At 54.3% G+C, this 26886-nt stretch carries 26 protein-coding genes; 17 read left to right on the top strand and 9 right to left on the bottom strand.

The window, feature by feature from the left end; all coding sequences use genetic code 11:
* Positions 1-130: 130 nt before the first annotated feature.
* Together WC612_05595 and WC612_05600 are read left to right on the top strand one after the other, a co-directional pair.
* Positions 131-796: a helix-turn-helix transcriptional regulator gene (locus tag WC612_05595; GenBank protein MFA6280246.1), complete on the top strand. Its 666-nt coding sequence runs from the start codon at positions 131-133 to the stop codon at positions 794-796.
* Positions 793-1854: an L-histidine N(alpha)-methyltransferase gene (locus WC612_05600; protein ID MFA6280247.1), complete on the top strand. Its 1062-nt coding sequence runs from the start codon at positions 793-795 to the stop codon at positions 1852-1854. Before WC612_05595 ends, WC612_05600 begins: the two co-directional genes overlap by 4 nt.
* A gap of 16 nt (positions 1855-1870) precedes the next feature.
* Here WC612_05600 and WC612_05605 read toward each other — a convergent pair whose 3' ends face one another.
* Complete coding sequence (locus WC612_05605; GenBank protein ID MFA6280248.1) at positions 1871-2887, bottom strand: tetratricopeptide repeat protein; 1017 nt, start codon at positions 2885-2887, stop codon at positions 1871-1873.
* A 386-nt stretch (positions 2888-3273) separates the two neighbouring features.
* Here WC612_05605 and WC612_05610 point away from each other — a divergent pair, with 386 nt between their 5' ends.
* Complete coding sequence (locus WC612_05610; GenBank protein MFA6280249.1) at positions 3274-3780, top strand: MarR family transcriptional regulator; 507 nt, start codon at positions 3274-3276, stop codon at positions 3778-3780.
* On the opposite strand, the gene miaB is transcribed toward WC612_05610, so the two are convergent.
* The 4 genes from miaB to WC612_05630 all read right to left on the bottom strand — a co-directional run bounded on the left by miaB (position 3777) and on the right by WC612_05630 (position 7233).
* Positions 3777-5099: a tRNA (N6-isopentenyl adenosine(37)-C2)-methylthiotransferase MiaB gene (gene miaB, locus WC612_05615; protein MFA6280250.1), complete on the bottom strand. Its 1323-nt coding sequence runs from the start codon at positions 5097-5099 to the stop codon at positions 3777-3779. The two genes, WC612_05610 and miaB, sit on opposite strands and share 4 nt — an antisense overlap.
* A 44-nt stretch (positions 5100-5143) precedes the next feature.
* Positions 5144-5542, bottom strand: a complete 399-nt coding sequence (locus WC612_05620) for a hypothetical protein (protein ID MFA6280251.1) — start codon at positions 5540-5542, stop codon at positions 5144-5146.
* Positions 5543-5658: 116 nt separating this feature from the next.
* Entirely contained in the window at positions 5659-6555 is an 897-nt protein-coding gene (locus tag WC612_05625) for a lysophospholipid acyltransferase family protein (protein ID MFA6280252.1), read from the bottom strand.
* A 204-nt stretch (positions 6556-6759) separates the two neighbouring features.
* The gene (locus WC612_05630; protein MFA6280253.1) at positions 6760-7233 is read right to left on the bottom strand and encodes a DUF1036 domain-containing protein; all 474 of its coding nucleotides are present in this window, start codon (positions 7231-7233) and stop codon (positions 6760-6762) included.
* Between the two features lie 122 nt (positions 7234-7355).
* On the opposite strand from WC612_05630, the gene WC612_05635 reads away from it, so the two are divergent.
* From WC612_05635 to WC612_05650, 4 genes are all read left to right on the top strand, one after another.
* On the top strand, positions 7356-9926 hold the full coding sequence (locus WC612_05635; GenBank protein MFA6280254.1) for an aconitase family protein: 2571 nt from the start codon (positions 7356-7358) through the stop codon (positions 9924-9926).
* 73 nt (positions 9927-9999) lie between these two features.
* Positions 10000-10878: an AAA family ATPase gene (locus WC612_05640; GenBank protein ID MFA6280255.1), complete on the top strand. Its 879-nt coding sequence runs from the start codon at positions 10000-10002 to the stop codon at positions 10876-10878.
* The gene (locus WC612_05645; GenBank protein MFA6280256.1) at positions 10875-11930 is read left to right on the top strand and encodes a Gfo/Idh/MocA family oxidoreductase; all 1056 of its coding nucleotides are present in this window, start codon (positions 10875-10877) and stop codon (positions 11928-11930) included. Before WC612_05640 ends, WC612_05645 begins: the two co-directional genes overlap by 4 nt.
* Complete coding sequence (locus tag WC612_05650; GenBank protein ID MFA6280257.1) at positions 11927-13132, top strand: glycosyltransferase family 4 protein; 1206 nt, start codon at positions 11927-11929, stop codon at positions 13130-13132. Before WC612_05645 ends, WC612_05650 begins: the two co-directional genes overlap by 4 nt.
* A gap of 72 nt (positions 13133-13204) precedes the next feature.
* Here WC612_05650 and WC612_05655 read toward each other — a convergent pair whose 3' ends face one another.
* Positions 13205-13702, bottom strand: coding sequence for a hypothetical protein (locus WC612_05655; GenBank protein MFA6280258.1), 498 nt, complete (start codon positions 13700-13702; stop codon positions 13205-13207).
* Between the two features lie 686 nt (positions 13703-14388).
* Between WC612_05655 and WC612_05660 the strand changes: the two genes are divergently transcribed.
* Positions 14389-14679 carry a hypothetical protein gene (locus tag WC612_05660; GenBank protein ID MFA6280259.1) on the top strand — a complete coding sequence of 97 codons (291 nt, stop codon included), beginning with the start codon at positions 14389-14391 and terminating at the stop codon, positions 14677-14679.
* On the opposite strand, the gene xseA is transcribed toward WC612_05660, so the two are convergent.
* On the bottom strand, positions 14676-16076 hold the full coding sequence (xseA, locus tag WC612_05665; protein ID MFA6280260.1) for an exodeoxyribonuclease VII large subunit: 1401 nt from the start codon (positions 16074-16076) through the stop codon (positions 14676-14678). The genes WC612_05660 and xseA overlap by 4 nt on opposite strands.
* A gap of 47 nt (positions 16077-16123) precedes the next feature.
* Here xseA and purD point away from each other — a divergent pair, with 47 nt between their 5' ends.
* The 3 genes from purD (at position 16124) to WC612_05680 (ending at position 18692) form a co-directional block, all read left to right on the top strand.
* A complete protein-coding gene (gene purD, locus WC612_05670; GenBank protein MFA6280261.1) occupies positions 16124-17404 on the top strand; it encodes a phosphoribosylamine--glycine ligase in 1281 nt (426 codons plus the stop codon).
* A 1-nt stretch (position 17405) separates the two neighbouring features.
* On the top strand, positions 17406-17936 hold the full coding sequence (locus WC612_05675; protein MFA6280262.1) for a flavodoxin family protein: 531 nt from the start codon (positions 17406-17408) through the stop codon (positions 17934-17936).
* Positions 17937-18167: 231 nt separating this feature from the next.
* Positions 18168-18692 carry a hypothetical protein gene (locus WC612_05680; protein ID MFA6280263.1) on the top strand — a complete coding sequence of 175 codons (525 nt, stop codon included), beginning with the start codon at positions 18168-18170 and terminating at the stop codon, positions 18690-18692.
* 24 nt (positions 18693-18716) lie between these two features.
* Here the strand turns inward: WC612_05680 and miaA are convergent, their stop codons facing one another.
* Both miaA and WC612_05690 read right to left on the bottom strand, forming a co-directional pair.
* On the bottom strand, positions 18717-19583 hold the full coding sequence (gene miaA, locus WC612_05685; GenBank protein MFA6280264.1) for a tRNA (adenosine(37)-N6)-dimethylallyltransferase MiaA: 867 nt from the start codon (positions 19581-19583) through the stop codon (positions 18717-18719).
* Positions 19584-22211 (bottom strand): DotA/TraY family protein, encoded by a 2628-nt coding sequence (locus WC612_05690; GenBank protein ID MFA6280265.1) that lies wholly within the window; start codon positions 22209-22211, stop codon positions 19584-19586.
* A gap of 147 nt (positions 22212-22358) precedes the next feature.
* Here WC612_05690 and tatA point away from each other — a divergent pair, with 147 nt between their 5' ends.
* The 6 genes from tatA to WC612_05720 all read left to right on the top strand — a co-directional run bounded on the left by tatA (position 22359) and on the right by WC612_05720 (position 26633).
* Entirely contained in the window at positions 22359-22550 is a 192-nt protein-coding gene (tatA, locus tag WC612_05695; protein ID MFA6280266.1) for a twin-arginine translocase TatA/TatE family subunit, read from the top strand.
* 4 nt (positions 22551-22554) lie between these two features.
* The gene (locus tag WC612_05700) at positions 22555-22785 is read left to right on the top strand and encodes a twin-arginine translocase TatA/TatE family subunit (GenBank protein ID MFA6280267.1); all 231 of its coding nucleotides are present in this window, start codon (positions 22555-22557) and stop codon (positions 22783-22785) included.
* Positions 22782-23558 carry a twin-arginine translocase subunit TatC gene (tatC, locus tag WC612_05705; protein ID MFA6280268.1) on the top strand — a complete coding sequence of 259 codons (777 nt, stop codon included), beginning with the start codon at positions 22782-22784 and terminating at the stop codon, positions 23556-23558. Before WC612_05700 ends, tatC begins: the two co-directional genes overlap by 4 nt.
* Before the next feature lie 69 nt (positions 23559-23627).
* A complete protein-coding gene (serS, locus tag WC612_05710) occupies positions 23628-24908 on the top strand; it encodes a serine--tRNA ligase (GenBank protein ID MFA6280269.1) in 1281 nt (426 codons plus the stop codon).
* Positions 24905-25831 carry a M23 family metallopeptidase gene (locus WC612_05715; GenBank protein ID MFA6280270.1) on the top strand — a complete coding sequence of 309 codons (927 nt, stop codon included), beginning with the start codon at positions 24905-24907 and terminating at the stop codon, positions 25829-25831. The genes serS and WC612_05715 overlap by 4 nt, the downstream gene beginning before the upstream one ends.
* A gap of 109 nt (positions 25832-25940) precedes the next feature.
* Entirely contained in the window at positions 25941-26633 is a 693-nt protein-coding gene (locus tag WC612_05720) for an ABC transporter substrate-binding protein (protein ID MFA6280271.1), read from the top strand.
* The last annotated feature ends 253 nt before the right edge of the window (positions 26634-26886 follow it).

Genomic DNA, 26886 nt, shown 5'->3' on the forward strand with positions numbered 1-26886 from the left:
AACTTACGGCGCAGACATTAACGGGGGGTTAATTTCTGCGCCAAGAAATGAAACATAAAGCGTGCAGCATCGGCCAAGATTTTCTCGCCAACGCCGCATCGCAAAACCGACGTTAGAAGGTTGCCACGTTATGATTACAGGACGCCAGATCAGAGCCGCCAGAGCCCTTTTGGATATCAGCCAAGATGAACTGGCCGAGGCGACAGGCCTCACCCCCCAAGCCATCCGCAAAATCGAGAATGGCGATGTCCAGCCCCGCGAAGGCACGATTGCGGATATCACAAGGGCGTTTAATGAACACCGTTTGGAGTTCACGGACAACCAAGGCGTGCGCTTTATTCCCGAAGATGTTGAGGTGTTATCGGGAGATAGTGGTTTTTTACGTTTTACCGACCTTATTTATACGCATCTTCAAATGAAAGGCGGCACGATCCGCCAACTTGGTATTGAAGAAAGCTATTTTGAGAAGTGCAACACGAACATTGCAGAAGCTCACAGAAAAAGAATGGCCCCCTTAGTTCACTCGCGCAAAGATATTTTTGTGCGCGCCATTTTAAATTATGGCGACACACAGTTTATTTCTACGGACTATGCGGAGTATCGTTGGCATCCTACAAATGCTCCGAAACCAATTCCCTATTATATTTTTGGGGATTCTGTCTGTATTTTCGCTCTTGAGGCACAACCCTCCCCCAAAATCATATGTATATCGTCCCCCATTATAGCAGCGGCCTACACAACCCAATTCGATCAAGTCTGGGACATGTCCAGTATACCGAGAAAAGAGAATAAATGACATATAATCAAGCAAATCTTTCCACAATCCCTTTTGCCTATCAAGAATGTGATAACGTTTTTTTTGACTGCGCTCTTGATTTATTCATGCAGCTAAGATCAGGACATATCGGAAAATATATTTATGAATCCGCTAATTCTTCATATCAAAAATCGGATGAACACGTATGGCTTGATGTTGTAGAAAATAATAAAACGTACTACCTGCCAAGTCAGGACAATAATTTACTACATAAAGCGCATAAGGGTTTGGTTGACCTTGTTCCTGAAGGCACGCCCATTGTTGACTTTGGCGTCGGAGAGACATCTGCCTTCTATCAGAACATTCTCCCCATCTTAACGCACCTTGAAAGTGCTGATTATTATGGCATTGACTGCTGCCAAAGATATTTGGAGGCCATTAAAGAGATAGGCCCCAAACTAACAGACGCAAAGATTCATGCAATAAACGCTGATTTCTTCTCAGAGGAGATAGACATCGTAGCACCCCACCCATCACTGGGAATAATGCTATGCAGCACCATAGGAAATTTAGAAGGCACTATACGTGAAAAAACAATCGACACGAACCTTGTGCACGTTTTACGAATTTTATCCCGAACAACCAATCATGGTTGGATGCTTATGTCGGTTGATATGAGCCATGAAAAAGATGCGCTAATGGCTGGATACGTAACCCCAGCCGTTGAGAAATTTGTTCTCAACGTCTTTCATCGCGCGGCTAAAGAATTGCCTATGAAGGGGTTTGATCCATCGCTGTTTCGCTATACGCCTGAATGGATCCCCGAAAATCAGCTCTTCGCCCATATTGCCGAAGCGACGGAAACCCAAAACTTTCAGCTTGGGGACTATCAATTGCAAGTCCAAAAGGGGCAAAAGCTTCACCTGTTGAACTCTTATAAATTTTCCGCCCCCTTCTTTGAATCTTGCTGCGATAAAGCGAATCTGGATGTTCTTCAAGTTTGGGATCATGAAAGCCCGATGAAGCTTTATTTGCTTAAAGATCGCGCCAATACGCTATCGGCAACAACCGACGAACTCGTGTCCTCCGTCGCCTAGCCGCATCACGAACGCCCTACTCCGCCCCCTTGCCTCGTGCCACGCAAGGCAGGCCAGCAGCGGAGAGGGTTTTGCACAGGCGGCTAACATCGTCGGGACGCGCACAGCCCATCATGCGCACAGCAAAGCGCGGCGTGCCGCCCGGAGAGGCAACTTGCGGCAGCACCACGGGCTTCAAATCACTACCGGACTTGCCGCCAAACTGCGCACGCAGCTTTTGCGCCTGCGCCACAGCCATCCCTTCGGTTGCATAGGTTCCAACTTCCGCATAGGGCGCGGTGCTCACGGCCATTTCGGCACGCTGGCGGCGGTAATAATCCATGTTCGCCGCAACTTTCTCGGGCGACAAATCCATTTTGGCAACGCGCTGCGCGTCCGCCTCCATCCCCGATAGGCCATAGGCGAGCGCCAGATTTTGCCGCAACGCCGCCGTAGCAGACGGATTGTTGAGGACAGGCTCTAACGTCTGGATCGCTAGGTCATAGCGATGCGAGAGAACATAGGAATAAGCCAAATTGTTGAGTGTCGCGAGATTGTGCGAATCCTTATGCAGCACCTTTTCATACTGCGCCTGCGCCTTTTTATGCTCGCCCAAATGATCGAGCGCGACGCCAAGGCCGCTGCGCGCCTTAAGGTCATCGCTATCCTCATCCAACGCGGCCTCATACTGACGCTTGGCGGCTGCCGGATTGTCGAGCGAGAGCAACAGGCGACCATAGCTGCGGCGTAACTCTCCATCATTCGGATACGAGGCAACGCCGTCGCGGTACGTTTGCGCCGCCGCCGTCTTGTCGCCCCATTGCTCCAACACGCCCGCCAGCCCCTTAATCGCCGTCAGGTTCTTAGGGTCTTGGGCCAAGGCGCGACGATAAAAGTCGATAGCCGCACCGACCTCGCCCTTTTCACGCATCATATTGCCCAGCTTGGCCATGCCCGCGCCAGAGGAACTGATGTCCTTTTCGTCCACCGTGCTACAGGCGCAAAGCGGCAAAAAGGCAAGCAGGACAAGAAGGCGAAGAGCGCGTGATGACATGAAAGACCCCAAAGAATAAGGAGGCAAGGAAGACGACTCGCCCATTGTGCCACACTCATCGCGGGTGACAAGGGGATAAGCAAGGGGCGTTTACCGCCCGTGTATTAAAAAACCGTCATTCCGGCGACCTGTCGCGCCGAAGCTGCGAAGCAGCGTAGGGGGAAGGCCGGAATCCAGCGCCGAGTGTCCACGAGGCGTATGAGTCAGAACCATTGCGTTTTTATCACTTTTTTTTGAGTCACGTGCGCCACAGACGTGGCGCAGCTGGATCCCCGCCTTCGCGGGGATGACATAAGATTAAATGGTTACAAGAAGCCTATTGAAATTTAACGGGGGGCAAAAGCGTTTACCAATCCTTATCCTCTTTGCCCCTAAACTTCGGCCTTATGACGGAAAATGAAAGCAAAACAGCCCACCTGATGCAGGAACTCCCCCGCCAGATCGAGCGGATGCATCGCCGTTTTCTGGATGTGGTGAGGCTGGAGCTGGGTCGCGTGGGCGTACGGGACATCAGCCCCGTACAGGTTATGATGCTGGGCAGTATCGGGGCCGAGACCATCTCGGTACGCGATTTGATCGAGCGCGGTTATTACCTTGGCTCCAACGCGTCTTACAACCTTAAGAACCTGATTGAAGGCGGCTATGTCGAGCGGCAAGCCTCAACCCGTGACAGGCGCTCCGCACAATTGAAAACAACCCCTAAAGGCGAGGCCGTTTTGGCCAAGCTCGCGGCGCTAGAGCTGCAATGGGCGCAGCCCCTGATGACAGAAGACAACACCTCCGCTATCGAGGCCACGTACACAACCCTTCGCACGCTAGAGCGCTGTTGGTCGGACGCCGTCCGCTATGCAGACGGCGGCGCGCCCTCTATCGACATTCCCGAAGACGTTTAGGCTGCCGTCAAACTATTGGGATCGCCGCGCGTGATTGTGACGGTGTGCTCTGTGCCAACCATCGCCGCATCGCCTTTTAAGCGCACAGCCTGCATATAGGCCGAGCGGCCAAACATAAAACCCTCATGGCGACTTGGGTTTTCGACCAGCACACTCATCGTTTGTCCTACGCAGGCTTTGTTAAAGTCCGTTTGCTGCTGCCGCAAAAGGGCTTGAAGCCGCGCAAGGCGCTCCTCCTTGATTTCTTCAGGGACTTGTGTGGGCATGACGGCGGCTGGCGTTCCGGCGCGGCGGCTGTACTTGAACGAAAAAGCCTGCGCATAGGTCACGTCGCGCACAATCTGCAAGGTGGCTTCAAAATCAGCTTCGGTTTCATCAGGAAAGCCAACAATAAAATCGGAAGACAGCGCAAGTTTCGGCTGCGCGATTTTCAGTTTTTCAACCACGCGGCGATAATCATCAGCCTTATGCTTGCGGTTCATGGCCGCCAAGATTTTGTCCGATCCGCTTTGCACCGGCAGATGTAAAAACGGCATGAGCTTAGGGATATCGCGGTGAGCAGCGATCAGCGCATCATCCATATCCAACGGGTGCGAGGTCGTATAGCGGATACGCAAAAGGCCATCCAGCGCAGCAAGCTTTTCGATCACGTCGGCAAGGCGCTTGCCGCTAGTTTCATCGTGATACGCGTTGACATTTTGCCCCAGCAGCGTGATTTCCCTCGCGCCACCATCCACCAGAACCCGCGCCTCATCCACAATCGCCGCCAAGGGCCGCGAGTATTCCAACCCGCGCGTATAGGGCACAACGCAATAACTGCAAAAACGGTCGCAGCCCTCTTGAATCGCAAGAAAGGCGCTGATGCCCTTTTGGTTGGCTTGCTCTTGCGGCAAAAAATCAAACTTGGATTCAGCCGGAAAATCCGTATCCAAAACGCACGCGCCCCGCCCCTGCTCCGCACGCGCCAACATTTCCGGCAAATGGTGATAGGCTTGCGGCCCCACCACCAACCCGACATAAGGCGCACGACGAGAAATCTCTTCCCCCGCCGCCTGCGCCACACAACCCGCAACGACAATCATAACCTTGACGCCTTGCGTCTCGCGCGCTTTTTGAACGGCGCGAAGGCGGCCCAATTCTGAAAACAGTTTCTCGCTGGCTTTTTCACGGATATGACAGGTGTTCAAAACGATCAGGTCGGCCTGCGTTTGATCCTCGGTGCGGTCATAGCCAAGGGGCGCCAAGACATCGGCCATTCGCGCCGAGTCATAGACGTTCATCTGGCAGCCCCACGTTTTGATAAAAAGTTTCTTGCGCATGGCATCCATCAAATCACTTGTACCACCGCATACGCACAAACACGCTAGAGAGCAAGAGTAGAAAGAGCTTTTGACAAACTATTTCCACAGTTCAGCTTTTCATAATAAGCAATATGCGCTGCCAATCCAAAATTTCCGTGAGTTATAGCCGCTTCAAACGGACTCATTCCTTGAGGTTCACTAGGCACGTGTATCCTACCATCAGGACTAGTAACCTTTCCACCAAACTCTTTGACAAGCTTATAGAGATCAGCGTCACCATGTATTAGCGCCGCTAAAAAAGGCTGTGCATTCTGATATGCAGGGGCCGACTGAACCATCACCTCTGGCACTAATTTAGTAACTCGCTCAAGATAGGTTCGCATATCTGCCAAACTTATCTTTTTCTGACCATAGGCCTCAATCGCGGAAAACACTTCATCGGCATAATTTCTTTTTATCATATTAATCTCTCCCCGTTAATCATCGACATTGTTTATTATTATCAAAAAGCCTGTCAAAAACATAGCCCAAAACACCACGCCCTGCCGCTTGAAAACTAAGCCTTTTCAAGTTTAGGTTAACAAGCCACTCCGTTTTCTTTTTCTTGCTTGTTTTCCCTCTCCACCGATGGGAGAGGAAAAAGTCCCGAATCCTCAAACCGTCCAGTTACACATTGATCCACGCCTTTGGCAATAATGCGCTCGCAATACTCGGCAAGCAACTTGCGGTTACCAAAAGCCTGAACGGTTACTGCCGGATGAAAGATCACGTCCACCGTAAAATCACCAATCTTGAACACATCCCAAACATGCTTGACGAGAGTCATATCGCCAAACCACGCATAATAGGGCCGCCACGACCGCCCAATGGGGAAGCCGCCCATTTCCGTGCACAAAACGCTTACAGGCTGCACCGCGATAAACGTCCCATCCTGAAGCGGTTTTTCAACAATGCTGAGCAGACTGCTTTTAAAAGGTAGCGTGCGCATGCCGTCCGAGGACGTGCCTTCGGGAAACAGGATCAGGCTTTTACCGCTTTCCATTTCTTCGCGCAGGCCATCGCGCTGGCTAGCCGCTCTTATCGAACGGCGCTCAACAAACGCCGTTTTCTGGAGCCGCGCCATCATGCCAATAAACGGCCAGCCTGCCACTTCGGCTTTGGCCACAAAGCTGGCCGGAATAACCGACCCCAAGACAGGAATGTCCAAATAGGAGGAATGATTAGAAACGAACAAAATCGGCGCCTCGCCCTTCCGCCGCTCCATGTCGCCCCGCACGCGGACTTTAAAACCTAAAAGCCGAACGAGCAGACGGTGAAAGAGGATAGGTATCGCCTTTTCCTTGGGACTACGCGTGGCGCGCAAGACCAGAAGAAGGGGGATTGTCATAAAAACTAAAAGCCAAAAACCAGCCACACGCAACCAAGCGACCGTAACAGCGCGTATTCCTGATGTCATTTCGGATTGAAGAGCCATCTTTTACTTCCCAAGAATTTGCGCCATATAGCCTATCCAAAATAAAGTGATCATAAGAAAGAAAACAAATGGGATCCCCGCCTTCGCGGGGATGACGGTAGAGGGCTAAACCAAAACACAAACCCCGTCATGCCAGCGCAGGCTAGCATCCCATTTTTTTGAATCACTTTATACTGGGTCGGCCATATCATAATAAACAGCGCCTTACTGACCATCCTCTCCCCGAAAGGTCAAGGTATAATCCTTTTGGCGAACCCCGACATCGACCTCTTGGAAGCCTTTTGTTTGATAGTGCTGGGCGGCGCAGTCGTCCCCTTCGGCTCGAAAGGCCTTGGTATCCGCGCAAAAGGAGTATTTCCCCGCCCAAACCATAGGCTCTTTCCCGTTTTTGGATGGCGCCGCCAAAGCATGCGCATAGTAAAAATAAAACCTTTGCGACAAAGGCTTATTATACACGCGTGAGCATTGTCCCGGTTGGATCTGCCACCAGCCTTCGGAAATCCAGATGTTTTCTTCCCGATGACCGAAAGCAGCCTCAATCGCAACGCCCGTCTGGTTGCAAAACAAAAAGGCAGCCTGCGCCGCAGAGGACAAGGCCACAGACAGCAACAAAACCGCTAAAAAAAGAACCGAACGAACAAAGGCCATGGAAAACAAATAAAACGGTTGGAGAATCATCGTAAAAATAGTCTATCCTATCCGAAAGGGAAAGTCGGTTAATGAATCGACTCCTTTAAAAAATAGTCGCCCGCCTATCCCCAACCAAAGTCCTAAGGACTTTTCTACAAGGCTTTCCCCCTATGTCCTCAAGCCTAAATACGCTTCACAGCTATGACACCTTGCGCGTCGGCGAGAAAACCTATGGCTATTATAATCTGAAAGCCGCTGAAAATACCCTTGGCAGTCTTTCCCATCTTCCCCGTTTCTTCCTTATCCTGCTTGAAAACCTTTTGCGCCATGAGGATACCCTTCATGTCACGATCGACGATATTCGTTCTTTGACCGCCTTGCATGCCTTGCAAAAAAGCCAACCCAAGATTGTTTTTCACCCCTCCCGTCTTGCGATGGATGATGACGAAGGGGTTTCAGCGCTTGCCGATATAGCCAGCTTGGCGGGCACACTGGCCGCCAACCAAAGTGAGACCACAACGCCTATTGCGTCCGCCTATCCTTTGGATATTGTCATCACGCAAGAGCCCGCCCTCATCGATCAAAATACCGAGCGCTACAAGCTGCTTAAATGGGCCGAGAAAAACCTAACCGCCATCCACCTGACCCCGCCGCAAGGCAACGAAGAAACCCAACGAACTTTATCCTCCCTGACCTCTACCATTCGGATTATGGCTGGGGTCGCCATGGAAGAGGATCTTGTTTTTCCTGAAACAATCCTAGGAACACAACGTGACATTCCCGTCCTTGGCCACAAAGGCGTTTTAGGCTGGCCCACAGGTGTTCTGGAGATAGAAAGCCTTATGCTCGGCCAGCCCATGAAGCTGGTCGTCCCCCCCTTAATTGGCGTAAAAATAACGGGAAAACCGCATAAAGGTGTAGGCACAACGGACATAGCCCTTACCATCATGCTCCTTCTTCACCGAGGCGAAGCCGAAGGTAAGGTCATTGAATTCTTCGGCTCTGGCCTTGACTATTTAAGCCTCTCTGATCGCGCCACCATTGCGCTGATGGCCGAGCAGCAAGAAGGCGTTTTGACAACTCTTTTCCCAATCGATGCCGCCACTATCACGCATCGAAACCAGACAGGCCAAGATCCAGACCGTACCGCTTTGATCGAAGCCTATGCCCGCGCGCAAGGCTTGTGGCGTGAAGGCGGCGATGATTCCGCCCAAGACCCCACGTTCAACACCTTTATCGAACTTGATCTGGATTCCATTCGCCCCGTTGTCCGGTTTTGCGATTCAGCAAGAACCGTTCTCCCCTTGAGCGAGGTCGCTCCCTTTTTTGACAAAACAGTTTCACCCCCAAGCGGTTCTTATGATCCTCTTGCGCCCATCAAACACGGGGACATTCTACTGGCGGCCCTAAGCAGCGTATCATCCCCCCCCCATCCGACCGAGATGGTGATCGCCGCCCTCCTTGCTCGTGAAGCCAAAGAAAAGGGGCTTGTTATCAAGCCATGGGTTCGGCCTCTTATGGCTCCCCTTCCCCCGCGCCTAGCGTCTTTCCTAAGGGAAACGGGGCTTCAAGAGGCTCTGGACACTTTTGGCTTTCGCCAAAATGACGCGTATGCGCAAAGCCAGAGCCAAGCGCCACTTTCTCTTCCGATCCTTAGCGCGATCAAAGAAAAGAACCTGACCACCTGTACGGTTGGCACAGAGGCGTTACTTGCGAACGCCTCCCCTCTTCGTCAAGCCAGCGCTGTCAACCTTATCGCCTCGCCCGCTCTTGTCATCGCCTATGCCCTTGCTGGCAATCTAACAAGCGACCTTATCGCCAAACCCTTAGGAATGGGGACGGATGGCAAGCCCGTCACTCTTAAAGACATTTGGCCCAGCGCTGCAAAAATCAATGCCTATTGTGAAACGATGCCACCCCATGCCTTGACAGAGCCGCCCCCCGCCTCTCCACCGCTTCCCTTGGCCGCATGGCAGGCCATCCAACCACCGGAAGGTAACACTTTTCCTTGGCAAGACTTTTCCTCAACCCTGAAGGAGCCGCCAACGCTACAAGGCTTCACCAAAGAGCCGATAAAAAAAACAAACATTATCGATGCGCGAATTGTGGCTTTGTGGGGCGATGGCGTGCAGGCAAGCTGGATTGGCCCTGATCGCATGAATTCATCTACGATAGCCCCAACAGGCCATTTTGAAAAAATGCTCGTGGGAGCTTTTCAACATCCCTCGCTTAATAATAAAATGTTGCCAGACAACAGCCCCGTTGGCATGACCCTTCACGGCCCCACGGGTCTTACCATGACCATAGGCGAGGCCGCCAAGCGCTATAGCCTTGATAAAACACCGATGGTGATTATTGCGGGCTCTGATTTCGGAAAAGGCGCGGGCCAAGAATGGGCCGCCAAAGCCATCCGCTTTACCGGCGTCACGGTGGTCATCGCCCAAAGTTACAACCCCGCCTTTTGCCACAATCTCATTCGCATGGGGATCTTGCCCCTTCAGCTTAAAACCAACATGGCTCTGGCGGACATCAACCTCACCGGCAAAGAAACCATTAGTTTAGTCGGCATCCCCGAACTGACCACGCCGCGCAGCGAGGTCATGATGACGGTTGATCGGGGAAGTGATATCGACCGCTATATGCTCAATTCCCGCCTTAATGAACCAGAGGATCGCGCCTTGTACGAGCAAGGTTCTCTTTTGGCGCTGGCGGCCAGAACCTTGATTCCTGTGGCTGTTTAATGGTTTTTATGACAGAATCGCCAAGCATCCCGATTCCCTTTTTGAACGCCGAGAAAAGAAAAGAGTCCTTGCCATGACCACGCCCGCCTTTACCATTAGTGATGAGGAACTGAACGGCCTTATCGCCCGCTACACCCGCGATTTCACGGCGCAGGACAAGGCGGGACGCTTTGACCCCATCTCGGGTCGCGATCAAGAGCTTCAAAACGTCGTTCTGATCCTCCTTCAGCGCTTGCGCAAAAACGCGATGCTGATTGGCCCCGCTGGCGTCGGTAAAACAGCGTTGTTTGTTGGCCTTGCCCAGTTAATCAACGCAGGAAAAGTGCCCAAGCTTTTGCAAGGCTCACGCGTGATTGAGCTTGAAATGTCCATGATCGGCGCAGGTTCCTCTTCACGCGCTGAACTGGAAGGCCGCTTGATCCCCATTGTCAAAGGGGTCGCGGAACGCAATGCTACAAAACAGTGCCCACCGATCATCTTCTGCATTGATGAGATTCATCAGCTGATGATTTCCTTTAAGGCCTCTAGCTTTAGCGGCATCGCCGATTTGCTGAAGCCCTATTTGACCAACGGCGATCTTTTCGTCGTCGGCGCGACAACGGCCGAGGAATACGACGACTACGTCAAGCAAGAACCCGCCATCGACCGCCGCTTTCAAAAGGTCACGTTGGAGGTTCCCGACCTTGTCATGACCGCCAGCATCTTGCGCTATCTGCGCCCCAATTTTGAAACGCATTACCAATTCAAGATTTCGGATGCCACCATCGACCGCATTGTGAAACTGACAGACCGCTATATTCGCAACCGCAATAACCCCGATAAATCGATTATCATGATGGATCAGGCCTGCGCCCACGCCACCATGAAAGGCGTAACGGGCGAATTGGATAACGATTCCATTGCCGCCGCGCTTTCTTCTGAAACGGGGCTGAATAAGCTGGCCATCGGATGACCCCCCCCCTTCGCGTCGCCGCCATCGGCCTAGGGTGGGTGGCGCTTCACAGGCATTTGCCCGCGCTTAATCGCTCTTCCGCGTTTTCGCTGGTCGGCGTTGTTGATCACCATGAAGGACTGGCCGCCGCCATTGCGAAAAAACACAACCTTCCTTTTTATGCACAAACGGATCGTTTGGACGCGGTAGAATGGCTGGATCACGTAGACGCTGTGACCATTGCTGCACCACCTGCTGCCCATGCGCCCCTCGTTCTAACGGCCCTCGCCAAAGGCAAGCCTGTTCTAATCGAAAAACCCTTTGCGCTGACTCTGGCCGAGGGCGAGGCCATGGCTACCGCCGCGAAACAAGCCGATAAGGCTCTTTGCATCGTGCATAATTTCCAGTTTGGCCGCGCCGCGCAAAAACTACGCCGCGATCTGGCGGCTGGTCGCCTTGGCACACTCCGCCGCATCGCAGCCACGCAGCTGGGCAACCCCAAACGCCGCCTACCCGCATGGTATGAAAGCCTACCGCTAGGCCTTTTCTATGATGAAAGCCCGCACTTCTTTTACCTGCTGTCAGGGCTGGCGCAAGGCCGCATGAGCCTTGTCCACGCACATGGCGTTAAGGGGCAAAAAGGCGAGAACACGCCTTCTTTAGTGAACCTCCTCTACCATGATGAAGGCGGTATCCCCATCACGATCGACTGCCAATTCGACAGCGCACTCAGCGAATGGCACGTTATGGTGACAGGCGAAAAAGCCGTCGGCATTCTGGACATTTTCCGCGATATCTATATCCGCCTCCCCAATGACGGCGAGCATAATGCGCTGCAAATCCTGCGCACAAGCGCCTGCGCTTTTGGCCAACATTTTGGGCAACATCTACCCAATGGCCTTGCCCTTTTGCAAGGCCGCCTAGACTATGGTAATGATGAGATTATACGCCATTTTGCGAACGCCATCCGCACGGGAACGCCCGATAACCTTATCGGGCCAGACTCGGCAATGGCTGTTTTGCGGCAGCAACAAGAAGCCGTACAGGCTCTTTCAGGAAACCTTTATCCATGACCGCCGCTCTTTCGCGCCCCCCCAAAAAACAGACGGCCTCCAATCCGCCGGACAACCCGATCGAGATTGTCGTTGTGACGCACTATTATAACGGCCATGGCGGTGGCATCGAACAAGTCGCACAAAAGCTGATCCATGAAGTCTCCGGCATGGGTGATTTTCATTTTATCTGGATGGCCAGCGATTGCGATCCCGCGCCTCTTATCGAGGGACAGACGATGACCCCCATGAGATCGTGCAACGTGATCGAGCGGGCTCTTGGCCTGCCTATGCCCCTGTGGGGGTGGAGGAGCCTGCGTTCCCTGCGCCACACCGTCCAAAAAGCCGACATGCTTTGGCTGCACGATACGCTTTACATCGGCAACATCTTGGCCTTTCTTTTCGCCAAGCTGGCACACAAGCCCGTTGTGATTACGCAGCATATCGCGCCGATCCCCTATCGCAATCTGCTGCTGCGCGGCCTTATGCGCCTTGCGGATAAAGTCGTCACCGCGCCTCTTCTTAAAAACGCCGATGAGGTTATTTTTATCAGCGACCGCGTCGCCGACGATTACTATCGCCGCGTCGCCTTCACGAAACCGATCAAGGTCATTCCGAATGGTGTCGATGTCCGCCTGTTTCACTCGCCTATTGCAGAAAACCGCCGTTTTTTGCGTCAGCAATTTGCCTTAAAAAATGATCAGCCGGTTTTGCTTTTTGTCGGGCGCTTTGTCGAAAAGAAAGGCCTAGACGTTATCCGTCGCCTTGCTCTTTCCTTTCCCGATTGGCGTTTCTGGCTGGCAGGCAACGGCAGTATCGACCCGACCGCATGGCTTCTGCCCAACGTCCATGTGTTTAAAGGTCGCAAGGGGCAGAATCTAGCCGAGTTGTATCAAGCCGCCGATCTTTTGCTGATGCCCAGCTATGGCGAGGGCTTTCCTCTTGTCATTCAAGAAGCGATGGCTTGCGGCCTGCCTGTTTTATGCGCGCCGGAGACAGCGCAAGGCTGTGCCCCTGCCGCGCCGCACCTGAACCTTGCCGAGGTGTGGCCCGATAATCCCGAGCGAACCGCCGCCGTGTGGTATGAGAAACTGAAAGTCTTTCCCCACCCGCTGCCTTTGGCCAAGCCGGTTAAGTCCATTGCCGATTTTGCGCTGCTCTCATGGGATTGGCCGCCCATCGCAAGGGTCTATGCCGATATTTTCAAAAAAATGCGCCGGTAGTCGCGCCCATCCACGCAACGTCACGGCTTACGCCTTCCACACGCTTTGGGATGGACGGAGGTTTAAACCTTCCTATTGCACAGCCGAGAGCAAGACCACCGCATCCAAAATCTTTTTGGTGGCTTCGGATACAAGCAGAACATCACTGTCAACCATCGCATAATAGGTTCCACGCGGCGGCGGGCCGATGACGTTTAGAAGATTATAGGGAACCTCATAATGCCGCGAAGGAATGTAGCCGCCAATAACATAGGTTTTTCTAGCCTGCCCCGGCGCTTGGCATCCATTATGCTTCTTGGCCAAGCCCGGCGGACAATGGTTGCGGTAATGCTCCCGCATATAGACGCGAATGTGCTCAGCCTTTTGATCTTCAAATCTCATGGCACGATCAGAAGGTCCGCCGCGCTCTTGCCGATTGTCTCCTCGGTCACCATTGTCGTCCCTGTCTCTTTGAGAAACGTTTTGCATGCGCGTCGGTTGGTAAGAACTCCTGTCATTTCTGGCAAACGCCGGAGAAACAAGGAGAGATGATAGAAGCATCATTCCCAAAACGAATTTTAAGGGTTTCATCGTAAACCTCCTTCAAACGGGGAAAATCTTCGCACCCCAACCCATAAGCGTGAAATGTGTCAGAATTGCATCCCCCTACCCTATCACCTGCCTAGCTTCTTAGCGCTGGACGGCAGAGAAACTTGGGTGGCATTCTCTCTCACGAGGCTGATTTTTTGTGTTTGGCGATCCAAAATCGGGCGAAGTTGTCAAAAGCGTTTGAAATCAATGGGTTAGGCAAGGGCAAAATTCGAGTCAGTTTCGTTATATATCAAAGACTTACGGCGTTAACTTTGTTCTGAAGGCGACTGAGAGGCACTATTCCACGCTCCGGACGACTGTGGTGATCGTTTTTTTGCTAACATGCTGATATATATGAAACTCGCCTTCCCGTTTTTGAGGGTCTAAAAATGCCCGTTTAGGCGTCCCCAAATAGGACGCCAAAGAACTCATCCTCTTTCTCCTTGCGCTTGTTAAAGCCTTTAAAATAGGATGTGTCTTCTTATACCAATGAGCCTGTGAACTGACGCGTAAAGAAAAAAGAAAACTGGATCCCCGCTTTCGCGGGGATGACGATAAAAGGATAAATTTAAAAACAAAACCCGTCATTCCCGCGTAAGCGGGAATCCCGTTTGTTTTCTTGCTCGACGAGTCGTTTCATGCGCCGTTTGGTATTATCTGTTCTCGTTTTATCAAGGAGGTTTTTTATGAGTGAAGTTATCCTAGGAGCGACCAGCTGTTTCAGCCTTTGGCAGCGCGCCAAAAATGCGTTTCAAAATCGCCGCGATGGCGCGAAGCGTGCCCTCGCCGCCGCTAATAAGAAAATTGCTGAGGGGAAAAAAGTTCCTCTGTTTCGTAAAGAGGACCTCCTTAATCCGAGAGCGAATACTTATCTCTATGAAGAGTACTCTCCTGACGAACAACGCCTCCTAAGAAAGCTTGCCCCCGTACACGGGTTCCTTAAACCGAACGCTTATCCGCGTCAGCCTCAGCCCTAATCCTCAACCCGCGCCTTGCGCGAACCATCGTGAAGCTCGATGCGGATAGTGTCGTCCTTTTTTAGGGCGGCGATAGACGTCATCACGCGCCCCGCACTATCATAGATCAGGCCATAGCCACGCCCCAACACGGCGCGAGGTGAAAGCGCCTCTAGCATCGCGCCCAGACGATCCAGTTTCTTTTCCGCCTGCAGCACGCGCTCACGCGCCAGCGCGTTCATCCGCTGCGTTATCGCCTCCAGCCTTTGCACGGCAAGATGAACGACATCACGTGGATGGCGCAAACGCCCGCCCGCCTCGGCCACACGAGCCTGCAGGCGGCGGTAATAACTGCCCCACGCTACCGTCAAACGATCGGCACGCTCATCAAGCCGCTGCATGAGGGGGCGCAGCGCCCGCATAGGATCGCCCAGCGCCCGCGCTAAAAGCTCCACAGAATCCTTGCGGGTGAGCAACGCGCGGCGCATCGCGCTGTGCAGTCGCAAACCCGCCGCGCCAAGGCTTTCCATCAACTCGGCGCGAACGGGGACGGCCTTTTCTGCTGCCGCCGTCGGCGTGGGCGCACGCAAATCGGCGGCGTAGTCCACCAGCGTCGTATCCGTTTCATGCCCGACAGCCGAGATCACGGGAATGCGGCTTTCCGCCACGGCGCGAACAACGACCTCTTCGTTGAACGGCATCAAATCTTCAAGCGAGCCGCCGCCCCGCGCCACAATCAGCACGTCGGGGCGAGGCGTCGCTCCGCCCTCCTCCAACGCGTTAAAGCCGCGAATGGCGGCGGCGATTTTCTCCGCCGCGCCTTCACCTTGAACGGGGACGGGCCACACCAACACGGGACGCGGAAAGCGCTCCTCTAGCCTATGCAAAATGTCGCGGATCACCGCGCCCGTGGGCGATGTCACAACGCCGATCACACGCGGCAGAAACGGCAGCTTCTTCTTACGGCTTTCATCAAACAAGCCTTCGGCGGCCAGCTTGACGCGCCGCTCCTCGAGCATTTTCAAAAGAGCGCCGACGCCCGCCAGCGCCATGCTCTCGACATTCATCTGGTATTTCGACTGCCCCGCATACGTCGTGAGCTTGCCCGTACAAACCACATCCATGCCCGTCGCAGGCTTCAGGCCAAGCTTGGCAACCTGCCCCTTCCAACACACCGCCGCCAGCACCGCATTATCATCCTTAAGGGACAGGTACAAATGGCCACTGGAGTGAAGCTTGCACTCGCCAATCTCACCGCGCACGCGCACATGGCCAAAGCCGTCCTCAACCATGCGTTTAAGCTGGCGTGATAGGTCAGAAACCGTCCATTCGGGCACATTGCGCCCTTCCCTTGGCGTATCGACAAGGGTTCGGGACAAAAGATCGTCTTCAGGGGCTTGCGTTGTCTTTTTAGGCATGGGAAAAGTGTACCGTTAGATTCAGGTAAAAGCGAGAGGGAAACTCTATGAAAGTCCTTGTTATTGGCTCTGGTGGCCGCGAACACGCCCTCTGTTGGGCTTTTGCTCAATCACCAATGTGCAGCAAACTTTTCTGCGCACCCGGCAATCCCGGAATCGAAAGCATCGCCACCTGCCTGCCCATCAAGGTCGAGCAAACCGCCGAGATTGTGGACGCCTGCAAAACTTTCGAGATCGACTTTGTGATGATTGGCCCCGAAATCCCGCTCGCGCTTGGCCTAGCCGATGCGCTTCGCGCCGAAGGCATCGTCTGCTTTGGCCCCAGCAAGGCTGCCGCGCAACTGGAAGCGTCCAAAGGCTTTATGAAGGATTTGTGCAAGAAAAACGGCATTCCCACCGCCGCCTATGAGCGCTTTAGCGATCCTGAAAAAGCCAAAGCCTATGTCAAGGCGCAAGGCGCGCCGATTGTGATCAAGGCTGACGGACTTGCGGCGGGCAAAGGCGTTACCCTCGCGCAAACGGTTGAGGAAGCCTGCGCGGCCATCGATGAAACGATGACGGGCGGCGCGTTCGGCGAGGCGGGAGCCGAGATCGTGGTCGAAGAGTTTATGACAGGTGAGGAAGCCAGCTTCTTTGCGCTATGCGATGGGAAAAACGCGCTCTACTTCGCCTCGGCGCAAGATCATAAGGCCGTATATGACGGCGACAAAGGCCCCAACACGGGCGGCATGGGCGCTTATTCTCCCGCCGCCATCATCGACGCCACCATGCAAGAGCGCGTGATGCGTGAAATTATTCTCCCCACCGTCAAAGGCATGGAAGACAACGGCACGCCCTTTACCGGCATTCTGTTTGCGGGGCTGATGATCACGACCACGGGGCCAAGGCTTATCGAATACAATTGCCGCTTTGGCGATCCCGAAACGCAAGCGATGCTGCCACGCCTGAAATCCGATTTGCTCGCCACGCTTTATGCGACGGCCAAAGGGATGCTGGATGCCATAGAGCTTCACTGGCACGATCGCGCCGCGCTGTGCGTCGTGATGGCCGCGAACGGTTATCCGGCGGCGTATGAAAAGGGAAGCGTGATAGGCGGCCTAGAGACCTCCAGCACGATGCAAGATGGCATCGTCTTTCACGCCGGAACCGCGAAGAACGAAGCGGGAGAAATAACAGCGAACGGCGGGCGCGTTCTGGGCGTCACGGGCTGGGCCGCCACGATCACCGAGGCGCAAAAGAAAGCCTATGAAACCGTGGACACAATCGACTGGCCACAAGGCTTCTGCCGCCGCGACATCGGCTGGCGCGCCGCGGCTAGGGAGAACTAAAATGAAAATCTTCGGCATTTGCGGGAGCCCACGACAAAACGGGAATTCGCAGTGGGCGCTTTCCAAACTTTTGGAGGCTTGCGAAAAGAACGGACATCAAACAAGCACCATCTTGTTAAGCACGGCCACGATAAAGCTGTGCGATGGCTCTCTGACCGAGGAGATCGGCAACAAGGATTTTGACGATGACATGCAAATCGTCAAAAAGGGTATGCTTGAGGCCGACGCCATCGTTTTTTGCAGCCCCACTTATTTTGATAATACAACGCCGCATCTGAAAAACCTGATTGACAGGACGGATCCTTTTTATGAAGAGCTGAAAGGCAAGGCGGCGCTTATCCTTGTTGTAGGACAAGCCAACGATGAGGGTTCGCGCACGGCAGTGGTTAACTACCTTAAGACCTATTGCGAGATTGCAGAGATGACCGTCAAAGGCGCAGCAGCGTTCCGCGCAGCGAACAAAGGTGATATTCAGAAGATAAGTGGCATTGACGACAAGCTCTCCGCACTCGCTCAATGTCTTGAAGTTTGAGTCCACGCACTTCTCTTTTTTGTTATCCCACTGAAAAGCGGGAATCCAGATGTGCCGCGACATCGGCTGGCGCGCCGCGGCGAGGGAGAAGAAATAAAGGGGGACAAAGAAAGAACGCGTTAAGCATAAACCATTATTAACCATCTTTTCTGCCTCAAGCTTCGTTGACAGAAGATATTGCTCGTTCTATTCCTACGCCTTCACATTCCCACAATTTCATTGGAGATCATTATGTATGATTTACAAGAGGAACATAACCCCACCAGATTGTCTTTAAGAAATTTTGAAAGTTTCTTGGAGTCCGTTGCTTATCGCGCATGGACAGGACCAAAGTTTCCACAACCCGACCATCGCATGACAACTGTTTTTGAAAACCTTGTCATGAACGCTCCCGATAATGAGCAAGCGCTAACAGCCGATGGCATTATTGTGCTTTCTACAATCGCCATTAAGGGTGGCTTTCCTTTTCGCGAAAGATTCTCAGAAGCCCTTGTTGATTCCGTTGGCCCCCATCATGCTGGTGCCACGCGTATGTGGAAAGATTGGTACAAGAAAGCTTTTACAATAGAAGACAATTTGCAAACTGATTTTATTTCTTGGTTTGATGTTCCCACGGATACCTTTTGGTCTCCTCAAGAAGAGCCACAGACGGTGGAAGGCAAAGTGAAGCTTGTAGAGCAGAAGCTTCCGGAATCTTCGCCTCTACGAAGCATTGTGACGAAGTCTCTAGCCATGATCCAAGCACAGCCTCGTTAAGGCGCGGGCGATAGCCACGCCACCTTAATTCGCCTTCCACTGGTTGCGAAACCATGTCATCTGCCGCTTGGCATAGTTGCGTGTGGCTTGCTGAGCCTTAGTGATAGCCTCATCCAATGACATCTCACCGCGCAGATGGGCGGCGAGTTCCGGCACACCCAAAATCTTCATGGCGGGAAGGCCCGCCTCAAGCCCTTGCGCCGCCAGCGCCCTCACCTCATTCAGAGCACCGCCTTCAACCATACGCAAAAAACGCGCATCGCACGCGGCATAAAGTGCGGCGCGGTCGGGCATCAGAGCGCGCCGATGAACCGTAAAATCTTTTTCAATGGAATGCGCCGCGCCCTCCTCCTGCCACTGCGCGAGCGTGCGCCCCGTATGAACGGCAACCTCATGGGCACGAATAAGACGCTGGCGATCATTGGGCGCGATCCGCGCCGCGCTTCCCTCATCACGCTCCGCTAACTTTGCGCGAAACGCATCGTGCCCGATGGCATCGTAAAGCGCCGTGACCTCTGCCCGCACGTCATCGGGAATGGAAGGAATAATGGCCAGCCCCCCCAGTAGCGCCGCAAAATACAAACCCGTCCCGCCAACAACGATGGGCGCGTGGCCATCATGCGCGGCCTGCACAAGGGCCTCTCGCGCCAATGTCAGCCACCGCCCCGCTGAGGAACGCTCAGCCGGATCAAACGCCTCAAACAGCTTATGCGGGATCTCGCGCTTTTCCGCCTCGCTGGGCTGCGCGGTCAGCAAGGGCAAGCCGCGATAGACCTGCATCGCATCAGCGTTAATGATCACGCCGCCCTTCGCCCGCGCCAGCTCAAGCGCGGCGGCCGTCTTGCCCGATGCCGTCGGCCCACCAATAAGGAAAAGGATCGGCTTGGTCACTTAATCCTTATCCTCTGAAGAAGGCGTAGCGTTTTCATCCAAGGCGCGTGCCATTTGCTCTGGCGACTCGCTGGGGGCAGACTCTTTCTTGTCTTCGCTTTTCTTAACTTGCGTTTCCATTTTGGGCAGCTTTTGGTTCTTTTTATCCTCAAGATCCGGCAAATGCCGCGCAATGGCCGCCGCTTTATGTTCCTTGCCATCCGTAGCCGCATTGGCAAACGCGCCCGCTTCGCTCCGCCCACCCGTGGCAGGGTTGTCGGCGCGAGCATAGGCTTTCGCCTGCGCTTGCGCCTTAGCCTCGGCGCGGTGATCCACTTTGTCTTGCAAAAGCGTCGGGAAATGCGCCGTCTGATCTTTGGGTGTAGCCCCCGACCTTGAGGGAGTCATGGCCGAAGACGAGGACGCTGGAGCTGCCGCATGCCCCGTCATATGAGACCACACGCCATGAACGCCCTGCATAAAGCCCGCTGGCCCCATAGGGTGCGGAGCCTGCGTTGAGGCATTCTCCGCTGCCCCATGGCTCCCGCCCGCCATCACAAGCGATTCCGGCATGATGCTTTGCGCGCCGACCCAATCGAACAGCTTGGCGGGGAAAGTCAACACCCCGCCAAAGGCAACATTCGAAAGCGCCAACACCAACGCCGCATAGGCCAAAGCCAATCCAGCACGTAAGAACCAGAAAATGTCGCTTGATGTGGCCGCAAGGGGCGAGAACCAGTCGAAGAAGACCACGTTCAGGAACGCGACGCCCATCACGAACAACGCCAGCCCTCCGGCAAACGCCAGCAAGAGCAAACAAGGCCGTATGAACAAACCCAACCACATCCAATAGGCTCGCCGTGCCAAAGGCCCGACGACGCCGTCTCCCGCCGGATACAAATGACCCAACGCGACAAGAGGCAAAAACAAAACAGCGCCCAGAACGGAAAGCCCCCACGCAACCACCGCCATGGTAAAGCGGAAGAATGGCCAGAGCGGAACCAGAAAAAGCAAACAAGCCCCCGCCAGCCAGAAAAGAAACGCCACAAAAGCCAGACTTAGTGCCGTTCCGATTGTCGCGGGTTCAGATAAGGCGGGACTTAACTGTCCCATCGCCCATGCGCCATAGGCCAGATAACGGCGGCCCGTTTCCGCAAGTCTTTGCAAAGGCTGTTTGAGATAGGCATCGCCCACCGCGATAGACTCCGACACGCCGAACGAAGTCGCCCCGATAGTCATCAAACGGCCAAAGGCCGATTGAGCCACCTCAGAATCCGTATAGGGACTCAACAAATCTCGCAAATCCTGTTGATCCGGTAAAATAGTTTGAGGGTCGTCCAGCTGCTCCCCGTAAAGCCATCCTCGCGCCTTTTTCATCGCCTCGCTCACACGATCAAAAAGCATCGCATAGCGATCAAGCTGTCCCGCAGAAAGAGAACGCAACGAGGTTTGCTCTCCCGCTGCCTTAACCCACGCGCTTTCCGTCAGAACCGAATGACCCAGCAACGGCGCTTTGACTTTGGGGAACGACCGTGCAGCAACCTCACCCAACGCCAATTGCTCACGCACCCGATCAAAAGGAAAGGCTCCCGCCATGATCCATCCAAGCGATGAGGGCGCCTCTGCCGCTTGGCTTTCTTTTTGAACCTGCGCCAGCTTGGCTTCAATCAGTTGGGTCTGCTCTTTGATAAAGCCCGCCAGATAGCCCTTCATCTCCGGTGGCGTGGTGGCTTGAGCGCCTGTCAGCAAAAATGTCGTGGCTACTTTGTCCGCCACGGCGCGACTTTGCAACGTCAAGCGTTCGGCAACGGTACGAGCCGCCTGTACCACCGTGTCGGCGTTTTGATTGTCGCGGCTTAAGCCCAGCTCATCCTGACCGGACGCCGCCGCAAAGCGATACGCGCCGCAAAGGGACTCTTCAGGGAAAAAAGCGTTCGTATAGTGCCATTGCTCATCCCGCAGTCTTTGAGCCGGAAGTTTATCCAAATCGAGCATATCCCCCGCCGCCGCAACGACAGGATCCGTTTGAAGAGAGGTATAGACATGATGATAAAGCCCGCGACAGATTTCCATCTCAACCGACGTCGCAACGACGCGCCCAACGTCAGGAAGATGGGGAGATAAGGGCGCAGAAAATTGATCGCCTAAATGATCCAAAGCGCCGCGCCACGCCTCGCTGGCCAAGGACGAGCCGCGCGTGGCCACGCTAACGATGATATTTTGCCCAACATTAAGCCCTCCACCGAGTGGAATAAGAAGGCCCATGCCGATGATAAAGCGTACGGGCATCCAAAGCTGATTCGTCCTCCGCCCCAACGGAACGCCCGTCTGGGCCGTTTCCGCGATCATGGTGACAACTTGCCATGCCAAAAGAAAGCCGCCGATGGTCAGCATGGAAAGGCCATAAATGCCCAAGGCCTCCCGCAGCGCGCCCGTCAAAGCGCGGAGCGCGTTAGCCCCCCCCGTCGTTTCGCCGTCACCATGGAATAGCAGGTTAAGCCAGCTTCCAGCCAAATCGGCGCCACCCGCCTGTGAAAGGGGAGAATCCTGAACGGCAGCCCATAGATCGCCGCTGCCTATGATCGCTAAAACGACCGTCAGCGGTAACAGAACCCCTCTTGCTCCGCGTTTATCCCAAGGCTTTTTCATCGTGTTCAGGCTCCATATGGCTGATCCACAAACGAGAATAAGGCCACGGCTTAAAAAAGCAATGAAAGAACCTATAATTGTTAACATTGTCGCCTGCCAAAAGGTTTGGTAAGGTTCCCCTCTCGTTTCAGGAAAAGGAGTTCCCCCATGGGACTAAGCATCTGGCATATTCTGGTCGTTCTTATCGTCGTTTTGGTCGTGTTCGGCGCGGGCAAGCTTCCCACCGTCATGGGCGATCTGGGCAAAGGCATCCGCAGCTTTAAGGCTGGCCTGAACGGCGAGGACAAAGGCAAGGGCGACAAAGACGACGATCAACCGCGCCTCCCTCCCTCGGCCTAAGCCCATGCTGGATGTCGCGTGGCCTGAAGTGCTTGTCGTCGGCGCGGTTGCCCTTGTGGCCATCGGCCCCAAAGACTTGCCCAAAGTCATGCACGCTCTGGGGACATGGGCAGCCAAGGCGCGGCGCGTCTTTCTGGCAATCCAGCATGATATCGAACGCCTTGGCTATGAAGCCGAAGAGCAAGAGCGCAAGCGATCCTCTGAAGACAAAACAAAACCGCCGGATACGGAATGACCCAAGATTTCTTCATTGATCCCCCCACCGAATCTGAAACATCATCGCTTTTAGCGCACGCGATAGAGTTTCGTCGGCGGCTTGTGCTTTCCATGCTGGCCATCCTTGTCGGCTTTATCGTGTGCTTTATTTTTGCACAGGAACTCTATGGTTTTCTTGTCAAACCTCTGGCCGATGTGACAGGCGGCGACGGCCACCGCATGATCTATACAGGGCTGACGGAGGCCTTTATCACCTATATTCGGTTGGCGCTGTGGGGCGGGTTCATTCTGGCGATCCCCGTGATCGCCGCACAGGTGTGGCTCTACGTCGCGCCGGGCCTTTATGCGTCCGAGAAAAAGGCCTTTCTGCCCTTTCTAATCGCCACGCCGTTGCTCTTTTTCCTTGGCGCCGCCATGGCCTATTACATTGTCTTTCCCGTAGCTTGGAAGTTTTTCCTAAGCTTTGAGGTTATAGGCGGAGCAGGCTCTCTCCCCATCCAGATGGAGGCGAGGGTCAGCGAATACCTGTCGCTGGCCATGACCATCATCTTCGCCTTTGGCCTGTCGTTTGAGATGCCCGTCGCGCTCATCTTGCTGGCCCACGCAGGCCTTGTCAGCGCTGCCAAGTTGGCCAGCTTTCGCCGATTCGCCATTGTCCTCATCTTTGTGGCGGCGGCGGTTTTGACCCCACCGGATGTCTTTTCGCAAATCGCCTTAGCGCTGCCTATGCTGCTGCTTTACGAGATTTCGATCCTAGGCGCGAGGTGGGTTGAAAAAAACCGTGGAACCTAAAGGAAACCTTGGGTAAGGTTAGAGTCTAAGACACTAATCAACACCCTGTTTTTATTTTAGGACACGCCTATGCACGACATTAAATGGATCCGCGAAGACCCCGCCGCTTTTGACGCCGCCCTTGCCCGTCGGAGCCTGCCTGCCGTCTCACCTCAAATTCTGAAACTGGACGGTGAGCGCCGCGCCGCACAAACCGCAACGCAGGAAGCACAAGCCAAACGCAACGACCTTTCCAAGCAAGTCGGCGAGATCAAACGCACAGGCGGCAACGCCGATGGGCTGATGCAGGAAGTCGCCAGCCTGAAAGACCGCATGGCGGAATTAGAAGTGCAGGAAAAAGAAATCGGCGCACAATTGGACGGTATCCTGTCAAGCCTGCCTAACCGTCCTGCGCCCGAAACGCCTGATGGCAAAGATGAAAGCGCCAATAAGGAAATCCGCCGCGTCGGCACGCCCGCAGGCCACAACGCGCCGCGCCAACATTTCGAACTCGGCGAAGCCTTAGGACAGATGGACTTCACAAATGCGGCCAAGCTTTCCGGCGCACGCTTTACGATCCTGTCAGGCGCTTTAGCAAAGCTGGAGCGCGCGATTGGCAACTTTATGCTGGATCTGCACACGGGCGAGTTTGGTTATACCGAAGTTTCGCCGCCCCTTATGGTGCGCGATGAAATCGCCTATGGCACGGCGCAGCTCCCCAAATTCGCGGACGATCTTTTCCGCACGACCACGGGGCTATGGCTTATCCCCACCGCCGAAGTGCCTCTCACCAACCTTGTGAACGGCGACATTTTAGAGCCTGAGCAACTACCCCTGCGCGTCACCGCCCGCACGCCGTGCTTCCGTTCGGAAGCCGGATCAGCGGGTAAAGACACACGCGGCATGCTGCGCCAGCACCAGTTTTATAAGGTTGAGTTGGTCAGCATCACGATGCCCGATCAATCAAAGGCCGAGCATGAACGCATGACGGAATGCGCGGAGACGGTTCTGAAACGGCTAGAGGTTCCTTTCCGCACCATCGTGCTTTGCACGGGCGATATGGGCTTTTCGGCGCAAAAAACCTATGACATCGAAGCGTGGCTTCCCGGACAAAACACCTACCGCGAAATCTCTAGCTGCTCGAACTGCGGCGATTTCCAAGCGCGGCGCATGAACGCTCGCTATCGCCCTACGGGTGAAAAAGGCACAGCCTTCGTCCATACGCTCAACGGCTCTGGCCTTGCCATCGGACGCTGCCTCATCGCGATCATGGAAAACTTCCAAAATCAGGACGGCTCCATCGCCATTCCCGCCACACTTCAGCCTTATATGGGCGGTATGGAAAAGATTGAGGTCACAGCAAAAATATGATGAAGCCAGCAACCCTTATCGCCGTTCTATTTCTTTCGACCACATTGGCGGGCTGTACGGCTTCGCGCCCGCCCAGCTACAACTTACCGGACTCAAATAGCCTTGTCGCAGGCGACACCTATACTGTCGGACGCAACGAAAATATCTATGCCATCGCGCAAAAAGAGGGCCTCAACATGCGCGATATTATCGCGCTTAATGAGCTAAAGCCGCCCTTCGCTTTGCACATGGGGCAAACCCTCACGCTTTCTTCTAGAGATAAGTACGCCGCGCCTAGGCCTATGGCCGCCCCGCTGGATTACATCGACAAAGGCCCCATGGCTCCGTCCTCAACGGGCTTGGCAGGCACGATTGGCGTAACCGCCATACCGCTGGAATCGATCTCTGAACCGCCGCCTGCCACTAAAGCTTTACCGCCAATCACGAACTACAACCAAACGCCTCAACCAATCGCGCAGGAAACGTCTTTAGCGCCTGAAAATGAAAGCTCCCCCGCTCCCATCGCGGCTGCGCCAGCGCCAGCCCCCTCTGCCGCCCTTACGGGAAAAACACCCTCTTTCGGCTGGCCAGTCCGCGGAACCGTCATCTCGGCCTTTGGCTCCAAGGGCAAGGGCCTCGACAATGACGGCATCAACATTGCCGCGCCCAAAGGCTCGCCCGTTAAGGCCGCCGAGGGCGGCATCGTCGCCTATGCTGGCAATGAAATGAAGGGATTCGGCAATCTTGTTCTGATCCGGCATGAGGGCGGCTGGGTCACGGCCTATGCCCACCTTGAGCGCCTCGTCGTCGCCCGTGATGCGGTTGTGGCCAAAGGCGACATGATCGGGACAGTCGGCACGTCAGGCGGCGTTTCCTCGCCCCAACTGCACTTTGAAGCGCGGCAAGAAGGCAAGCCCGTCGACCCAGAACTCGTTATTAAATAAGAAAAAGGGGAAAATTTCCCCTTTTTCTTTTGCCCTTCACCCGCTATATGTGGGGGGCGGCTCGTTAGGCTGTTTGGTGATTCTTTCCTTGTTATGGAGCTAGATTCCGATGGTATTAAAGATTTCCTCTTTTGCGCGTTTTTGTGCCCTTCTCCTTGTTGCCACCTTTATGGCGATGCCGTCCGCTATGGCACAAGAACCTGCCGCCAAAACAGCGCCAACCGAAGCAGCAGCGACTGAGCTTTCCCCCCAAGCCAAGTTCATTCAGTCCCTTGGCGACCGCGCCATCGCGATTTTGGCGAACAAAGCCTCCTCTCCTGAAGAACGCAACACCCAGTTCCGCAACATGCTGCGCGAGACGTTTGACCTGCCCACCATCGCCCGCTTCGTCCTTGGCCGCAACAGCTGGGCAACCGCCACGCCGGAACAGCAAAAAGAGTACATGGATCTGTTTGAAACTTTGGTTGTCAAAACCTATTCCGACCGCTTTGCCCTGTACACGGGCGAAGGCTTTAAAGTCCGTTCTTCCGTTCCAGAAGGCGACAAGGACGTTATCGTCACCAGCGATATTACGCATCCTGATGGCTCGGCCCCCACCACCGTCACATGGCGTGTGCGCGAAAGAGACGGCAAGATGGGAATCCTTGACGTCGTGGTCGAAGGCGTGAGCATGAGCGTCACGCAACGCCAAGAGTATTCCTCAGTTATTCAGCGTAACGGCGGCGATATCAGCGCTTTGCTTGCCTTGATGCGCGAGCGCGTCGGAGCAGCAACACCCGCTAAAGAAGAAAAAAAGGGATAATAGAGAGAGATTAGAGTTTAGAGAGCAGAGCTCAGGGAAGCGTCCCCCTTTCTTTTTTTGCCACGGCTTAATCAAAGAAAAACCAATGGCGATGAAAGTGAATACGAGTTATACCAATCCCCCTATGAACTGACACGCAAAAACAACAAGAAAAACGGGATCCCCGCTTTCGCGGGGATGACGCTAAAGGGGAATATCGCTATAAAAACACCGTCATTCCCGCGAAAGCGGGAATCCCGTTTGTTTTTTCTCT

It is taken from the genome of Bdellovibrionales bacterium (genome assembly GCA_041662785.1).
Classification (GTDB): Bacteria; Pseudomonadota; Alphaproteobacteria; order UBA9219; family UBA9219; genus UBA8914.

Coding starts and splice junctions, on each gene's coding strand:
- WC612_05630 (MFA6280253.1), bottom strand. CDS start 7,233: ATGATTCTCCAACCGTTTTATTTGTTTTCCATGGCCTTTGTTCGTTCG.
- WC612_05620 (MFA6280251.1), bottom strand. CDS start 5,542: ATGATAAAAAGAAATTATGCCGATGAAGTGTTTTCCGCGATTGAGGCC.
- WC612_05645 (MFA6280256.1), top strand. CDS start 10,875: ATGACCCCCCCCCTTCGCGTCGCCGCCATCGGCCTAGGGTGGGTGGCG.
- tatA (MFA6280266.1), top strand. CDS start 22,359: ATGGGACTAAGCATCTGGCATATTCTGGTCGTTCTTATCGTCGTTTTG.
- WC612_05600 (MFA6280247.1), top strand. CDS start 793: ATGACATATAATCAAGCAAATCTTTCCACAATCCCTTTTGCCTATCAA.
- WC612_05720 (MFA6280271.1), top strand. CDS start 25,941: ATGGTATTAAAGATTTCCTCTTTTGCGCGTTTTTGTGCCCTTCTCCTT.
- WC612_05715 (MFA6280270.1), top strand. CDS start 24,905: ATGATGAAGCCAGCAACCCTTATCGCCGTTCTATTTCTTTCGACCACA.
- WC612_05595 (MFA6280246.1), top strand. CDS start 131: ATGATTACAGGACGCCAGATCAGAGCCGCCAGAGCCCTTTTGGATATC.
- WC612_05680 (MFA6280263.1), top strand. CDS start 18,168: ATGTATGATTTACAAGAGGAACATAACCCCACCAGATTGTCTTTAAGA.
- tatC (MFA6280268.1), top strand. CDS start 22,782: ATGACCCAAGATTTCTTCATTGATCCCCCCACCGAATCTGAAACATCA.
- WC612_05660 (MFA6280259.1), top strand. CDS start 14,389: ATGAGTGAAGTTATCCTAGGAGCGACCAGCTGTTTCAGCCTTTGGCAG.
- WC612_05610 (MFA6280249.1), top strand. CDS start 3,274: ATGACGGAAAATGAAAGCAAAACAGCCCACCTGATGCAGGAACTCCCC.
- WC612_05625 (MFA6280252.1), bottom strand. CDS start 6,555: ATGGCTCTTCAATCCGAAATGACATCAGGAATACGCGCTGTTACGGTC.
- WC612_05700 (MFA6280267.1), top strand. CDS start 22,555: ATGCTGGATGTCGCGTGGCCTGAAGTGCTTGTCGTCGGCGCGGTTGCC.
- WC612_05655 (MFA6280258.1), bottom strand. CDS start 13,702: ATGAAACCCTTAAAATTCGTTTTGGGAATGATGCTTCTATCATCTCTC.
- purD (MFA6280261.1), top strand. CDS start 16,124: ATGAAAGTCCTTGTTATTGGCTCTGGTGGCCGCGAACACGCCCTCTGT.
- WC612_05650 (MFA6280257.1), top strand. CDS start 11,927: ATGACCGCCGCTCTTTCGCGCCCCCCCAAAAAACAGACGGCCTCCAAT.
- WC612_05690 (MFA6280265.1), bottom strand. CDS start 22,211: ATGAAAAAGCCTTGGGATAAACGCGGAGCAAGAGGGGTTCTGTTACCG.
- WC612_05605 (MFA6280248.1), bottom strand. CDS start 2,887: ATGTCATCACGCGCTCTTCGCCTTCTTGTCCTGCTTGCCTTTTTGCCG.
- WC612_05675 (MFA6280262.1), top strand. CDS start 17,406: ATGAAAATCTTCGGCATTTGCGGGAGCCCACGACAAAACGGGAATTCG.
- xseA (MFA6280260.1), bottom strand. CDS start 16,076: ATGCCTAAAAAGACAACGCAAGCCCCTGAAGACGATCTTTTGTCCCGA.
- WC612_05635 (MFA6280254.1), top strand. CDS start 7,356: ATGTCCTCAAGCCTAAATACGCTTCACAGCTATGACACCTTGCGCGTC.
- serS (MFA6280269.1), top strand. CDS start 23,628: ATGCACGACATTAAATGGATCCGCGAAGACCCCGCCGCTTTTGACGCC.
- WC612_05640 (MFA6280255.1), top strand. CDS start 10,000: ATGACCACGCCCGCCTTTACCATTAGTGATGAGGAACTGAACGGCCTT.
- miaB (MFA6280250.1), bottom strand. CDS start 5,099: ATGCGCAAGAAACTTTTTATCAAAACGTGGGGCTGCCAGATGAACGTC.